A 13,644-nucleotide genomic window follows, 5' to 3' on the forward strand; every position below is an offset into this window, starting at 1 on the left:
TTCAGGCTTTCTTCTTCACCGGCCGCACGTAACCGCTTTTGCTGATCTGCGTTTTCTCGTTCATCACGAGCTGATTTTCTTCGACGATATCCTTCCAGATCGTCGTTCCCGCCGCGATCGACGTGCCGCGCGCCACCCGCACGGGCGCGACGAGCTGCGTATCCGATCCGACAAACACATCGTCCTCGATCACCGTGCGGAATTTGTTCGCGCCATCGTAATTACAGGTGATCGTGCCCGCGCCAATATTCACGCGCGCGCCCACGTCCGAATCGCCGATATAACTCAAATGATTCGCCTTCGATCCACGTCCGAACACCGCGTTTTTCACTTCCACGAAGTTGCCGACATGCGCTTCGTCGCCGAGCACGGCGCCCGGCCGCAAACGGGCGTACGGTCCCAGCACGACGTTCGCGCCGGTCGTGCCGCCTTCAATATGCGTGAACGCATCAACGCGCGTGCCGGCGCCAATGGTGGCGTCGCGGATCACGCAATTCGGGCCGATCGTCACGTTATCCGCCAGCGTCACGGTGCCTTCGAAGACGCAATTCACGTCGATGGAAACATCGCGCCCGCACGTCAGCGTGCCGCGCACGTCGATACGCGCCGGGTCCATCAGCGTCACGCCCGCGACCAGCAATGCGTCCGCGACGTTGCCCTGATGAATCCGCTCAAGTTCGGCGAGTTGCTGCTTGCTGTTCACGCCGAGCGTTTCCCATTCTTCGTCGGGCTGGGACGTCACCACGTCGATACCTGCTTCGAGCGCGCGCTCGACGACATCGGTGAGGTAAAACTCGCCCTGCACGTTGTCGTTTTTCAGCGATGCCAGCCATTCGCCCAGCTGCGCCGTCGGCGTAATGACAATGCCCGTATTGATCTCGGTGATCCTCTGCTGATCGGCGTTGGCATCCTTCTGTTCGACGATGCGCTGAACCTTGCCCATTGCGTCACGCACGATACGGCCGTAGCCCGTGGGGTCATCGAGCGTCACGGTCAGAACGCCGTAGTGCTGACCGGCGGTATCGGCGAGGCGCTTTAGCGTGCTTGCGCGCGTGAGCGGCACGTCGCCGTAGAGAATCAGCGTGGGAACAGTGGGATCGAGCAGCGGCAGCGCCTGCAAGACCGCGTGGCCGGTGCCGAGTTGCTGCTCCTGGATCGCGAACTGGACATCGGGCGCGCCGACGGCTTTTTGCACTTGATCGGCGCCGTGCCCGACGACCACCACGAGCCGCGCGGGATCGAGCGTGCGCGCGACGTCGAGCACATGGGACAAAAGAGGCCGGCCAGCCAGGGGATGAAGGACTTTCGGCAAGGCGGAACGCATGCGCTTGCCGGTGCCTGCCGCCAAAATAACGATATTCATGGCGTCAGCTTTTTTGGAAGTGTTGGAGCCGTCAATATAGCACGCGGCTCGGCGCTTGATTTCCCGTGCCGCCTTGCTGAGCAACGATTCGACGGTCTTCAGCACGTATTATTGCGACAGCAGGACGGTGCCGGGAACGAGAATTTCTAGAGCGGCGGCGCGCTCTTCGGATCGGTATGCTCGTGCATCGTGCCAGCGGCTCCGTGGAACGCATGTTTGAACGATAGATGCGTGTCGCTCGTCCCGCTTGGCGCCTGCTCCTCTTCTTTAGCGGTTTGCATGAACACCCAGCCACTCGAATACGACAACCAGACCCGCCGGCTTCGCATGAAATCCATGCCAAGCAGCATGTCGTTATCCCGAAAATGCTCGTTCGCAACGAGTAACGGCGCGTTGCGGTAGATCCTTTTGCCGAGGATCATTGTGAACGTGTGCCGATGAGAAATGACCGGCACGCCGCCAGCGCCCGAGCCCGTCAATTGCGGATCGTGGGCAAGCGCGACGGCATCGACACCTGCGTCTTCGGCCGCGCTGGAGGTCACAAGCGACGCATCCGCGCCGGTATCCACGATTGCCCGCACGGCATGTCCGTTGAGTGAAACATCGGCGATAAACCGGTTCCGGCCCATTTTATCGGCGGGATACGCCTCGTAGGCGCCGTGCCACGGCACAAACTGACCCAGGCATCCGGTCGCGGTGTAAAGCGATAACGTCCGTCCCGGAAAATCGAACTCCGCGTCATAACGGCTCAGCACGTTCGCGCCGAGGATTCCGATGGGAGGCGAGCTTTGCGGAACTGAAGCCGGCGCCGCGACTGCGAACGTTTGCACGTGCAGGTCGATCCATTCCGACGTACCGAATTTGAGCGACGGGAGGATTCGCGGATAGTCGTCGCTAATACTCCCGCCTGCGCCTGTAGTTTCCGAGGCTCTGGTCGTATCGACAGCCAGATGCCAGGCGTCGGCAACGTCCGGGACAAGCGATGTGCTTTCTGCGCCGGAGTCGACAATCATCGGATATAAATTCCCGCCAATATTCACGGGCACGGTGTAGTCGCCCGACGCAGTGGGTGTCATCGCGACCGTCGCCTCGAGCTTGAGCTGGCATGTGTTCGGCGGCGCGGATTGGGGCGTCAAAACGCGGTGCGATACCACTTGATTCGCCAGATCTTCCGGGGTTTGCCAATGCCACGGGGGCGATTGACCAGGAAGGGGCATTGGCAAAGGCGGAGTGTCCCCGGGAAAAACCGGCAGAGGCAGTTCGGGCGAAGGTGGCCTTCGAAAACGTGATTGCAGCCGCGGATATACGCGCACCACGCCGCCAGGCAAATACATTGGAATAGGCGTGAGCTGGGCCACACTATTCGTTGGGAACAACAGGGCGCCAAAGGAAAGGACGCCGAGTGCGGTGATTGCGAGCTTCTTGCTTTGGTTGAGCACATCAGCTTTCGACATTCGTCACTCTTTTCTCGGCGAAATGCCGAAGAGCTGATAAAACTAACACCGCGTCTGTCTCATTAAACAGGATTGCGAACTAAGGTTCACAATTCAGCGTAATTCGCAACAAAAAAGCGCGCTCGACTGGCGCGCTCATTGATCTCGACCCTGCTCAAATACTTTCAAATATCATCGAATTGAACAATCGAGATAGTTTGCGATGGCGATTCCGTGGAACATGGATCTTCATCGAACGCGATATCCCCCGCCGGATCAGCCACGCCCGTCGCGCGCAAGCCGCCGAACGGGAAAAGCGTGTGATCCATCAAATGCGACGGCACCACGTTCGATAGCGCGTTGAACATGTTCTCCACGCGTCCCGGAAAACGCTTTTCCCAATCGCGGATCAGCGCCTTCATTTCAGCGCGCTTCAGATTCGGCTGGCTGCCGCACAAATTACACGGAATGATCGGAAATTCGCGCAACTCCGCGAACTTCTCCAGGTCTTTTTCCTTGATGTACGCGAGCGGCCGGATCACCACATTCTTGCCGTCATCGGATTGAAGTTTCGGCGGCATGCCTTTCAACTTTCCGCCGTAGAACATATTCAAAAACAGCGTTTGCAAAATGTCATCGCGATGATGGCCAAGCGCGATTTTCGTCGCGCCCAATTCTCCCGCCACGCGATACAAAATGCCGCGACGCAGTCTGGAACACAGCGAACACGTGGTCTTGCCTTCCGGCACGAGCCGCTTGACGATGCTGTACGTATCCTGATTTTCGATGTGAAACGGGATATCGAGTTTGCTCAAATATTCGGGTAACACGTGATCGGGAAAACCGGGCTGCTTCTGATCGAGATTGACCGCCACGATGTCGAAGTCGATCGGCGCGCGTTCCCGCAAGCGCATCAGCAATTCGAGCATTGCGTACGAATCCTTGCCGCCCGACAGGCACACCATCACCTTATCGCCGTCCTCGATCATCTTGTAATCGACAACCGCTTCGCCAACCTGCCGCGCAAGGCGCTTGAACAACTTGTTGTTCTCGTACGCCTGTTTTTGCTCGTGGCGCGTCATCGGCTCGCGCATTTTAGGAACCGAAACTGGCTCGATAATCGAACTCATGCTGCCACCTCTTTGATGCGAAAGACTTCGACGCCCACGGCGTCACAATCGGGATACACGTCGGGCTTTTCCGTCGACACCACCACCGCCCGCACATTCGGATGGTCGAGCAGCGCGGCGGCGACGTCGTCGCACAGCGTTTCCTGCAAGTGGATATGCCCTTTGCCAACACGTTTGGCGATGGTCGAGCGCATGAAATCGTAATCGACGACTTCGCGCAATTTGTCCTCGACCGGCGTCGATAAAGCCCGCGGCACGAACAATTCCACGTTGATCACCACGCGTTGCTCGCCCTGCTTTTCGAAATCGTGCACGCCAATGTTGATGCGCACTTCGTAATTGCGCAGAAAAAGCCGCCGGCAATCGGCGAGCCGGGGATGCGAAAGTACGGCGAGCATGGTCGTATCCTGATGAAACTGATTAACTTACTGGGAACGGTTGGACATCAAAAACATGACGTCGCGCGGCGATGGCACGAGATGCTGTCCACCATCGACAACCAACGTCGTGCCCGTCACGCCCGGCGCTTCGGCGAGATAACACGCGGCCGCGACCACGTCCTCGACGCGCGAGGCACGGCCAAGCGGCGTCACGCGATGCGCGGCTTCGAACTCGGCGTCCGTCATATCCGCCGATGGCAACGTGAGGCCCGGCGCGAGCCCGACCACGCGCAGCTTCGGTGCGAGCGCCTGGGCCAGCGCGACGGTCGCGTTGTCGAGCGCCGCCTTGCTCAACGTGTACGACAAATAATCCGGATTCATGTTGTACAGCTTCTGGTCCAGCACGTTGATGACGCACGTGCGAAGGCTTTCGTCGTGGATAGCGGCATCGGGCGTGGCTTCGTACAACGCGCGCGCCAGGGCCAGCGGTGCGCCGACATTGACCGCCATCATTTCGAGCAGATGCGCGTAACTGAAATCCAGCGCCGTATCTTCCGTGAATCGCGACGCGTTGTTCACCACGCAATGCAAACCGCCCAACGCGTCGATACACCCCGGAACCAGCTTCGCGACATCGTTTTCCGAGCCCAGATCCGCGCCGAGCGCCACCGCGTTGCGGCCGAGCGCGCGGACTGATTGCACGACCTCCTGCGCATCCGTTTCCGAACCGCCGAAATGCACGGCGACGTCCCAGCCGCGCGCCGCGAAGCCGAGCGCCAAGCCACGGCCGATGCGTTTCGCCGCGCCCGTAATCAGCACGACGCGGGTTTTGGGGCCGGAAGAATCAGGAGAAGTGGACGAAGAAACGCTCATTTACAATGCCGGAATGAATCCAAAAGCTCACGAATCCGACAGTTTACCCGCTCCCGGTCCCGATGCGCTTGCGCAGTCCGAACGGCTGACCGCGCGCATCCGCGAAGAAATCGTCTCCGCGGGCGGCTGGATGCCGTTCAGCCGATACATGGAACTCGCGCTTTACGCGCCCGGCCTCGGTTATTACAGCGGCGGCGCGATGAAATTCGGCAAACGTGGCGACGATGGCAGCGATTTCGTCACCGCGCCCGAAATGTCGCCCTTGTTCGCGGCGACGCTCGCGCGGCCTGTCGCCCAGGCGTTGCGCGACAGCAGCACACGCAATCTGATGGAATTTGGCGCCGGTACGGGCAAGCTCGCGGCGGGTTTGCTGAATGCGCTCAAGGCGCTCGACGTTCCCTTCGACAGTTATTCCATTGTCGATTTATCGGGCGAATTGCAGGAACGCCAGCGCGCGACGATCGAAGCCGAGGCGCCCGAACTGGCATCGAAAGTTCGATGGCTGAGCGCGCTGCCCGAGCAATTCGAAGGCGTGGTGATCGGCAACGAGGTTCTGGACGCCATGCCCGTACGGCTGGTCGTGCGCAAACTCGGCGAATGGCAGGAACGCGGCGTCATCTGGGCGCAAGACCGTTTCGCTTTCGACGACAAACCCTTGCTGGCCGCGCTCGACGATCCGTTGCTCGCGGAAATTAATACAACCATCGATGAAGTCAACGACGAACCGTTTATCGAATATATAAGCGAGACGCACGAAGCCGCTTTGGCTTTCACGCGCACAATCTGCACGATGCTCACGCGCGGCGCGGCGTTTTTTATTGATTACGGGTTTCCGAGGCGCGAGTTTTATCACGCTCAGCGCGCACAGGGCACGCTGATGTGCCATTACCGGCATCGCGCGCACGGCGATCCGTTTTTGTATCCAGGTTTGCAGGACATCACGGCGCACGTGGAGTTTTCGGGGATCGCGGAAGCGGGAACCGATGCCGGTGCGGATTTGCTCGGCTTCACGTCCCAGGCGCGGTTTTTGATGAACGCGGGGATCACGGACGCGCTTTCCGACATCGATCCAACCGATGCCCGCCGTTTTTTGCCCGCGGCAAACGCGGTTCAGAAATTGTTATCGGAGGCGGAAATGGGCGAGTTGTTCAAGGTGATCGCGTTCTCGCGCGGCATGAATGAAACGATCGCCGCGTTCTCTTCCGGCGACCGCTCGCACACGCTATGACGCCATGATCCGCTGGGTTCTCACCACGTTTATTGCGTTGATGATTCTGTCGGCTTCCTTGCCGTGGATGAAAAAACTCGGCATTGGCAGGTTGCCTGGCGATTTCACGTTGAAGCTGTTCGGGCGCGAGTATTCGTTCCCGTTCATGTCGACCATCCTGCTTTCGATCATTCTTTCGCTGATTGCGCGGGCGCTTTAAGCGCTTTGAAGCGCTGCGTCCACAGCCGCGACCCGTGCGGCGTGAACCGCGTCCTTGATCTTCGCCGGCTCGTTCGCGTACTGCTGCGCGACGGCGCCGGCGTCAACAGCGCGCGCCGCCACCAGCGCTTCACGCAAACGCTCCGCTTGCGGATACGGCTGCTGGCTCAAACCAAGACGGCCGCGGGCATCGGAAACGCAGGCTTGCAGCGCTTCGGCAAATCGCGCGGGTTTGCGCAACGCATCGCATCGCTCGAATAAACGGACCAACGCGGCCGCCCCAAACTCCATCACTCGATGAATATTCCCGTGCTCGCGCGCGACCAGCAATGCGAGGTCGCGGCAATCGTTCGGCACGCGCAAACGCTCGCAAAGCGGCTTCAGCAAGTCGACGCTGCGCTCTTCATGCCCGACATGACGCGGCAAAATATCTTCTGGCGTGGTTGCCTTGCCCAGATCGTGCGTGAGCGCGGCGAACCGGACCGGCAACGTAAAACCATGCGCCGCCGCGTAATCGACGACCATCATCACGTGAATGCCCGTATCGACTTCCGGGTGATAATCGGCGCGTTGCGCAACGCCCCACAACGACTCCACCTCCGGCAAGATTCGCACGAGCGCGCCGCACGCACGCAGCACCTCGAACATGCGCGATGGCGTTTTCTCCATCAACCCACGCGATACTTCCTGCCAGACGCGCTCGGGCACGAGGGCATCGACTTCGCCATCGGCGACCATGCGTTTCATCAGCGCGAGGGTTTCATCGGCAATGGTGAAATCGGCAAAGCGCGCCGCGAACCGCGCGATCCGAAGAATACGCACCGGATCTTCAACGAACGCATCGCCGACATGCCGGAAAACACGTGCTTCTATGTCAGCGCGGCCATTGAACGGATCGATCACCGGTCCGGTCAGTTCGCCGTCCGGCCGAACTTCGCGCGCCATTGCGTTGACGGTCAGATCGCGCCGCGCCAGATCTTCTTCCAGCGTGACATCGGGCGCGTAGAAAAACTGAAACCCGTGATATCCCGCCGATGTCTTGCGCTCGGTCCGCGCCAACGCATATTCCTCGTGCGTTTGCGGATGCAGGAAGACGGGGAAATCCTTGCCGACCGGCTTGAAACCCTGCGCCGTCATTTGCTCGGGCGTCGCGCCGACCACAACGTAATCGCGGTCCTGCACGGGCAGACCGAGCATTTCATCGCGGATCGCACCGCCCACGGCGTAAATATTCATTGCTCTTTCCGCGCGCCTTCAATCCATTCGGCGACTTCCGGCATGGTCGTGATGGTCTGGCAATAGGCGCGCGCGGCGTCGCTGATCTTCGGCGCGTACGAGTTGAATCGCATGACGACGGGCGCGAACATCGCGTCGGCAATACCAAATTCCTTGCCGAACAGGAAAGGTCCGCCATGCACGCTCAGGCACGAACTCCAGATCTTGTCGATGCGCTTCACGTTCGACAACGCGCCCGCCGTCAGCGGCTGGCCGAACGCCTGACGCTGGATGTTCATCGACATTTGTTCGCGCAGATCGTTGAAACCCGCGTGCATTTCCGCGCTGATGCTGCGGGCGTGCGCGCGCGAAGCGGCGTCGCGCGGCCACAGGGCGTGTTGCGGGTAAAGCTCGGCCAGCGTTTCCATGATCGCGAGCGATTCCCAGACGGCGTCGCCGGCATCGGTCACGAGACACGGCACTTTGCCGGACGGCGAATGCGCCAGGATATTCGCGGTCGAATCCGGCTGGCCGAGGCGGATCAACACCTCGTCGAATGCAATGCCGAAGTGCTTGAGCACGAGCCACGGCCGCATGGACCACGACGATTGATTCTTGTCACCGATAACGAGTTTCATCGCGAATATCTGAAGTTGAATACGTGAATCAACGCCCCGCCGACGCCCGGAACGTATTGAAGCGCGAACGCGTGGACGCGCCCGTGAGGTACATGGGCGCGATCGCCTCGATGCTCGCCGGGTCAATGCCCAGTTCCGGCGCGATCGGACCGCTGGCAATGTTCGGCGCTTTCATAGAATCCAGATTATCGCGCGACATCATGGGTTCGCCGGGCGCGAGTTCGAGCGACATTGCCTGAAGTCGGCCGAGCGTCTCAGGCAAGCGGATGATGCGCGCATTCTTGCCGATCGCCGCGCCGCTGAAGCGCACGAGTTCTTCGAGCGTATAGACCGTCGGGCCGGCGAGTTCGTAAGCGCGGCCGCTGGCGGCATCGAGATCGAGCGCGTTGACGAAAGCCTTGGCGACATCGCCTACAAAAATAGGCTGAAACTGCGCCTGCGCGCACGCGAGCGGGATCACCGGAAAGATCCGTTCGAGGAACGCAAACTGGTTCAGAAAGTTGTCTTCGGGACCAAAAACCACGGACGGACGAAAGATGGTCGTAGCGAGATTCGAGTTGCGCACGGCTTTTTCGCCATCGCCTTTCGAGCGCAGATACATGCTCGGACCGTTCGAATCCGCGCCGAGCGCGCTCATGTGAAGCAGGCGCCGCACGCCTTTTGCCTGGCACGCGGCCACGATCTTGTTCGGCAACTCGACGTGGGCTTTCGCGAATTGTGGCCCGTAGGGCACGCCGCGTTTGCCTTGCAACACGCCAACGAGGTTGATCACGGCATCGGCTTGCGACACGAATGCGGCGAGTTGAGCGGGATCGTAGACGGTGGTTTCGATCACATCCACGGGCAAAAGTGTGAGATGCGCTGCATTCTCACGCCGCCGGGTAGCGATGCGCACGTTCTTGCCCACTTCGACAAGCGCGTTGACCAGATGACTGCCGATAAACCCCGACCCGCCGATCAACGCAATGGTTTGATGTCGCATATTCGCCTCTGTGAGTGACAGCGGCGGCGTGCGGAAGCTGGGCTTCCCGCGCGCCGCGTTGCCGGATAAGCGAAACGCGCGGCGAGCCTGTAGCAATACGCTTACGGCGCGATGTAGCCGAGCCGCGCCTTCAGCGATTGCGGACGACCCTCGAACAACGCCGCGTAATACACGGTGTTCGACAGCACGTTCTTGACGTAATCGCGGGTTTCGGTGAACGGAATGGTTTCAGCAAAAATCGCGCCCTCTACCGGACCGTTCAGCGTGGAACGCCACTGTTTCGGCCGTCCCGGACCGGCGTTGTAGCCGGCCGTTGCCAGCACGGCGGAGTCGTCGAACTGGTTATAGACCATGGCCAGATAATTCGTGCCGAGCAGAATGTTCGTGTCGATGTCATTCATCTGCTCACGCGAAACCGGGCCCATGCCGATCTTCTTCGCCACGAGTTGCGCGGTGCCGGGCATCAATTGCATCAGGCCGCCCGCCCCAACTTCGGATTTCGCGTTGATGATAAAACGCGATTCCTGGCGAATCAGGCCGTACGCCCACTCGATATCGAGCCCGGTATTCTTCGATTCGCGGTCGACCACGTCCTTGTAGGGCGCGAGATAACGCAGCGAGAAATCGTGCTCCGTTTTGGTTTTATCGGCGGTATTCACCGTACGATCGAACAATTCGATACGCCGCGCGTACTGCGCCGCGGCCAGCAACTGACGGTCCGTCATGGTCCGCAGCGGCCAGTTCCATTCGCGGTTGCCTTCGAGCCGCAGGTTCATGTTGTAGAACTTCTGCGACAACGCGAAACCCGGGATCGTCCCGGCCTGGGCGATTTCGGCGTCGCTCACGGTCGTGCGCGGCGGCACGGTGATCTTCTGCCCCAATTCTTCCGACGCCAGTTGCCCGTAGAAATTGAACTGATCCGCGATGCTCATGAATTCCTGCGCCGCCGTGGCAGTGTCTCCCGCTTGCTTCAAAGCGCGGCCGTGCCAATAAATCCACGATGGCTGGCTGCGCAGCGCGGGCGGCATTTGCTCGATCGACCAGCGCACCATGGTCCAGTCGCCAGCGAGCAACGCCATGCGCGTACGCCATTCGTAAGCTGGATTCGACAACTGCGCATTCACCGACAACCGGTACCAATCCACCGCGCTCGGCATGCGTTTCGACGCAGCCTGATACGCAATCGTGCCCCAGCCGGTCGCGCGTTCCAGCGGCGTCAGGGCAGGCGCCACCGAACTGAACGATGCCGCCGCCATGGCCGGGTCGTTGCGCGCCATGCGCGTGATGGCCAGCAACGCAAGTTGATGCGACGACGTGTCACGACCTATGCCGCGCGCAAGATACAGCGGCGGCGTGTTCGCGGCGCTGTCGAACGAGTTTTGGCTCGGGCGCTGTTGACCGAGCGCGTCGGCGATCTTGCTGCCGGTGTTCGTGTAGTTTTGCTCGTACGCGAGGCGGACCTGTTGCCAGACGTCGTCGGAGGTAAATTGCTGCGATACCGCGAGCCCGTTGATCAGGTCCACGCAACCGTCGCCATACCATTTAGGATCCACGAGCAATGCGCGCGCGGCGTCCGCCACGTTTTCCCCGCGCGACGCCCGCGCTTCGAGCGCGTAGCATTTCACTTGTGTATCGTCGTTCAGCACGAAGCGCTGGTATTGATCGAGGAAATTGCGCCAGTCGTGGCGCGCGCCCAGCACGACCAGATAATCGTTACGCATGCGGTCCGCGATAGCCTGACCGTCGTAGCGCTGCAGGAACGACAGCACGGGTTCATCTGGCGCGTCGATGCGCGCGTGGCCTTGCGAGTCGAAAAGCTGTGGCTTGAGCGTGAAATATTCGACGTAACCCGGCGCCGGATAATTGGGGATTTGCGCGGCGAGCTGCATGGCGCGGCCGGCGTCATTTGCGCGCGCGGCTTCGCGCAGCTGAATGAAAGTCCGGTCGTCTTGCGACAGCGAATAATCGGCTGGGGGACGAACTGCCGATGCCGTGCTGCACCCGATCAGCGTGATCGCGGCGAGCGCCGTGGCGGCTGCGAGATATACTCGTTTGAGACGTTTTGACATCGTATTTTGCGGAGCGCGAAGTGATCCAGAGCATAGCATGCAACCCTCTGATGGAAGCCAAAAGCGCGCTGCGTGCGAGCTTGCTTGCAACCCGCGAAACACAAGGCGGCGAGGCCGATCACGAGGCGCGTGGCGAAGCGCTCGCGCGGCGTTTGATGGAGGCCGTGGCGCGGCATCCGGATGTATCGAGCATCGGGTTTTACTGGCCTGTTGCCGGCGAGTTCGATGCGCGTAATGCGCTGACGGTTTGGATGGGGTTATCGGCGGCGAGGAGCGCGGCTTTGCCGGTGGTTGTTGCGCCGAGGCAACCGCTCGTGTTTCATGCTTGGCGTTGCGATTCCGCTATGAAGAAGGGGCGTTATGGGATCGCCGTGCCGCAGGAGGAACGGGTGGTGGTTCCGGATCTGCTGCTGATTCCGTGTGTGGGTTTCGATGCCGATCGGTATCGGTTGGGGTATGGCGGCGGGTATTACGACCGGACGCTGGCGTTTTGGCCCGCGGAGAAGAAACCCGCGACGATCGGGGTGGCGTTTGAATCGGCCAAGTGTGATGCGCTGCCGCGGGGGGAATTTGATGTGCCGTTGGAGGCGATTGTGACGGAGGCTTCGATTTATTAGCGGTCAGGGTTGTTCGACGGATGGGGGGCGGGGTTTTGTGCCGGGTTGTTGCTACGCAGGTCTTCGCGGGTTCTGTCTTAGCTGACTCGCGAAGACTTAAACAGTAGCAACCCGGCATCACCCCAACCGCTACAAAACAACCGTCCAAGCGTCAGCGTCAAACCTCATGAAATGAAGTGCCGCCACGCACAGTGGCCAACATTGATAAAGAAGTCGACCAACACGGAACGCGCGAAGCCCCATAAACGACCAACCCGGTATCCTACGCTCAACGCCCCTCATTCAAACCTACCGCCCCTTCCGTGAAACCCGGCTAAAAACCGCATAACACGCGCAAGCGACTAGTATCGAATCAATCGATGGAATGCTCGTGAAAGTAAAAACATCTTTCACCGTCATAAACCCGACCAACGATCCAATAATCCACGCAACAAACGTCAACACCTTGATCTGTGGCTCGGCAACAAGCACCTTCTCGTCATATCCCCCACGCCGGTAAAGCAAAAAATCGGCGATATAAATTCCCGCCACCGGCGGTGTGGCAATTCCGAGAAACAGCAGGAACGGAATAAACCATCCCATGATGTCCATGCTTCCTACAATCACCGCAAGAATGCCCAACGCAACAGTGATCCGCCATTTGGAAAAGCGCGTGAATAACGTCGATACAACCAGCGTCCCCTGAAACATATTCCCGGCATTACCCGTCACCGTCGCGAAAACCAGAAGCAACGCGGCCGGAAGAACGGCGCCGAATACGGCCATCGATCCGAGTAACGAACTCTGTCCGGTTATTCCGCTAGGCGTCGCGCCCGCCCAATACAACAACGGATAAGCAATCAGAAATGTCAGTCCCGCGCCGAGCACCGCATGCTTGCGGTCATGCACGAAGCTGCCGAAATCCGGCAGCGTGGCGACCAGCACGATAATCGTGCCAACAACCGTCGATACCGCAACGCCAGTATTCATTTCCACAAGGCGCGCCGGTATCTCGGCCTGCCCATGCGCCGCGACATAAAGACAATACGCAAGCATCAATGCAATGACGGGCACCGCAAACTGCGCAACTTTCCCCAACAACTCAAAGCCAAACGCAGTCGCCGCGACAAAAATTACGCAGCCTACGGCGACCAGAATGGGAACCGGCAGATTCAACCCATGCTGCGCCAGAAGGTCGTGCACCGAATGCCCAAACATATTGGCCGTGACTGCAATCCATCCGAACAAACTAACGGCGAGAAGAATGTTGATAGCGATCGCGCCTTTTTCGCCAAACGGGTATTTCACGATTCCATAAGTGGGCAACCGCGCTTTTTCACCCACGCATATGGTGATCATCGACAAGATGGTCAAAATGATGCTGCCAATTATCACTACCTTGATCAAAGCCGAACTGGACAACTGACTTCCCAGACTCGACGATGAAAGCAGAACCGGCGTCACCGCAATGCCCAATAAAATCAGTGCAATGCGATACCCGGGTGCGGTATTCAAACGTTCGCGAGTTTCGCGCATGCA

At 59.7% G+C, this 13,644-nt stretch carries 13 protein-coding genes; 3 read left to right on the plus strand and 10 right to left on the minus strand.

The features are described 5' to 3' along the window. Position 1: 1 nt before the first annotated feature. The 5 genes from glmU to ASG35_RS26485 all read right to left on the minus strand — a co-directional run bounded on the left by glmU (position 2) and on the right by ASG35_RS26485 (position 5,179). Positions 2–1,363: a bifunctional UDP-N-acetylglucosamine diphosphorylase/glucosamine-1-phosphate N-acetyltransferase GlmU gene (gene glmU, locus ASG35_RS26465; RefSeq protein ID WP_056364730.1), complete on the minus strand. Its 1,362-nt coding sequence runs from the start codon at positions 1,361–1,363 to the stop codon at positions 2–4. Between the two features lie 146 nt (positions 1,364–1,509). Beyond that, on the minus strand, positions 1,510–2,817 hold the full coding sequence (locus tag ASG35_RS26470; protein ID WP_056364557.1) for a retroviral-like aspartic protease family protein: 1,308 nt from the start codon (positions 2,815–2,817) through the stop codon (positions 1,510–1,512). Positions 2,818–2,981: 164 nt separating this feature from the next. After that, positions 2,982–3,926, minus strand: coding sequence for a tRNA 2-thiocytidine(32) synthetase TtcA (ttcA, locus tag ASG35_RS26475; RefSeq protein WP_056364559.1), 945 nt, complete (start codon positions 3,924–3,926; stop codon positions 2,982–2,984). Further along, positions 3,923–4,324, minus strand: a complete 402-nt coding sequence (locus ASG35_RS26480; protein WP_056364561.1) for a dihydroneopterin aldolase — start codon at positions 4,322–4,324, stop codon at positions 3,923–3,925. Before ASG35_RS26480 ends, ttcA begins: the two co-directional genes overlap by 4 nt. Before the next feature lie 27 nt (positions 4,325–4,351). Then, positions 4,352–5,179 (minus strand): SDR family oxidoreductase, encoded by an 828-nt coding sequence (locus ASG35_RS26485; protein WP_056364563.1) that lies wholly within the window; start codon positions 5,177–5,179, stop codon positions 4,352–4,354. 13 nt (positions 5,180–5,192) lie between these two features. Here ASG35_RS26485 and ASG35_RS26490 point away from each other — a divergent pair, with 13 nt between their 5' ends. Both ASG35_RS26490 and ASG35_RS26495 read left to right on the plus strand, forming a co-directional pair. Further along, positions 5,193–6,407, plus strand: a complete 1,215-nt coding sequence (locus tag ASG35_RS26490; protein WP_056364732.1) for a class I SAM-dependent methyltransferase — start codon at positions 5,193–5,195, stop codon at positions 6,405–6,407. A gap of 4 nt (positions 6,408–6,411) precedes the next feature. Then, entirely contained in the window at positions 6,412–6,606 is a 195-nt protein-coding gene (locus ASG35_RS26495) for a DUF2905 domain-containing protein (RefSeq protein ID WP_056364565.1), read from the plus strand. On the opposite strand, the gene ASG35_RS26500 is transcribed toward ASG35_RS26495, so the two are convergent. The 4 genes from ASG35_RS26500 to ASG35_RS26515 form a co-directional block, all read right to left on the minus strand. Continuing rightward, entirely contained in the window at positions 6,603–7,841 is a 1,239-nt protein-coding gene (locus ASG35_RS26500) for a multifunctional CCA addition/repair protein (protein WP_056364570.1), read from the minus strand. The genes ASG35_RS26495 and ASG35_RS26500 overlap by 4 nt on opposite strands. Continuing rightward, positions 7,838–8,458 (minus strand): glutathione S-transferase family protein, encoded by a 621-nt coding sequence (locus tag ASG35_RS26505; RefSeq protein ID WP_056364572.1) that lies wholly within the window; start codon positions 8,456–8,458, stop codon positions 7,838–7,840. Before ASG35_RS26505 ends, ASG35_RS26500 begins: the two co-directional genes overlap by 4 nt. A gap of 28 nt (positions 8,459–8,486) precedes the next feature. After that, entirely contained in the window at positions 8,487–9,440 is a 954-nt protein-coding gene (locus ASG35_RS26510) for a complex I NDUFA9 subunit family protein (protein ID WP_056364734.1), read from the minus strand. Positions 9,441–9,541: 101 nt separating this feature from the next. Beyond that, positions 9,542–11,509: a lytic transglycosylase domain-containing protein gene (locus tag ASG35_RS26515; RefSeq protein ID WP_056364574.1), complete on the minus strand. Its 1,968-nt coding sequence runs from the start codon at positions 11,507–11,509 to the stop codon at positions 9,542–9,544. 50 nt (positions 11,510–11,559) lie between these two features. Between ASG35_RS26515 and ASG35_RS26520 the strand changes: the two genes are divergently transcribed. Then, complete coding sequence (locus ASG35_RS26520) at positions 11,560–12,126, plus strand: 5-formyltetrahydrofolate cyclo-ligase (RefSeq protein WP_156393360.1); 567 nt, start codon at positions 11,560–11,562, stop codon at positions 12,124–12,126. A gap of 288 nt (positions 12,127–12,414) precedes the next feature. Here the strand turns inward: ASG35_RS26520 and ASG35_RS26525 are convergent, their stop codons facing one another. Next, positions 12,415–13,641, minus strand: a complete 1,227-nt coding sequence (locus tag ASG35_RS26525; protein ID WP_056364576.1) for a cytosine permease — start codon at positions 13,639–13,641, stop codon at positions 12,415–12,417. Positions 13,642–13,644 lie beyond the last annotated feature (3 nt).

It is taken from the genome of Burkholderia sp. Leaf177 (assembly GCF_001424345.1).
Taxonomy (GTDB): Bacteria; Pseudomonadota; Gammaproteobacteria; order Burkholderiales; family Burkholderiaceae; genus Caballeronia.

What these genes read in the sequence shown, in the direction of transcription:
- ASG35_RS26505 (WP_056364572.1), bottom strand. Translation starts at nt 8,458, where the DNA reads ATGAAACTCGTTATCGGTGACAAGAATCAATCGTCGTGGTCCATGCGG.
- ASG35_RS26480 (WP_056364561.1), bottom strand. Translation starts at nt 4,324, where the DNA reads ATGCTCGCCGTACTTTCGCATCCCCGGCTCGCCGATTGCCGGCGGCTT.
- ASG35_RS26470 (WP_056364557.1), bottom strand. Translation starts at nt 2,817, where the DNA reads ATGTCGAAAGCTGATGTGCTCAACCAAAGCAAGAAGCTCGCAATCACC.
- ASG35_RS26525 (WP_056364576.1), bottom strand. Translation starts at nt 13,641, where the DNA reads ATGCGCGAAACTCGCGAACGTTTGAATACCGCACCCGGGTATCGCATT.
- ASG35_RS26510 (WP_056364734.1), bottom strand. Translation starts at nt 9,440, where the DNA reads ATGCGACATCAAACCATTGCGTTGATCGGCGGGTCGGGGTTTATCGGC.
- ASG35_RS26490 (WP_056364732.1), top strand. Translation starts at nt 5,193, where the DNA reads ATGAATCCAAAAGCTCACGAATCCGACAGTTTACCCGCTCCCGGTCCC.
- ttcA (WP_056364559.1), bottom strand. Translation starts at nt 3,926, where the DNA reads ATGAGTTCGATTATCGAGCCAGTTTCGGTTCCTAAAATGCGCGAGCCG.
- ASG35_RS26485 (WP_056364563.1), bottom strand. Translation starts at nt 5,179, where the DNA reads ATGAGCGTTTCTTCGTCCACTTCTCCTGATTCTTCCGGCCCCAAAACC.
- ASG35_RS26520 (WP_156393360.1), top strand. Translation starts at nt 11,560, where the DNA reads ATGGAAGCCAAAAGCGCGCTGCGTGCGAGCTTGCTTGCAACCCGCGAA.
- ASG35_RS26515 (WP_056364574.1), bottom strand. Translation starts at nt 11,509, where the DNA reads ATGTCAAAACGTCTCAAACGAGTATATCTCGCAGCCGCCACGGCGCTC.
- ASG35_RS26495 (WP_056364565.1), top strand. Translation starts at nt 6,412, where the DNA reads ATGATCCGCTGGGTTCTCACCACGTTTATTGCGTTGATGATTCTGTCG.
- ASG35_RS26500 (WP_056364570.1), bottom strand. Translation starts at nt 7,841, where the DNA reads ATGAATATTTACGCCGTGGGCGGTGCGATCCGCGATGAAATGCTCGGT.
- glmU (WP_056364730.1), bottom strand. Translation starts at nt 1,363, where the DNA reads ATGAATATCGTTATTTTGGCGGCAGGCACCGGCAAGCGCATGCGTTCC.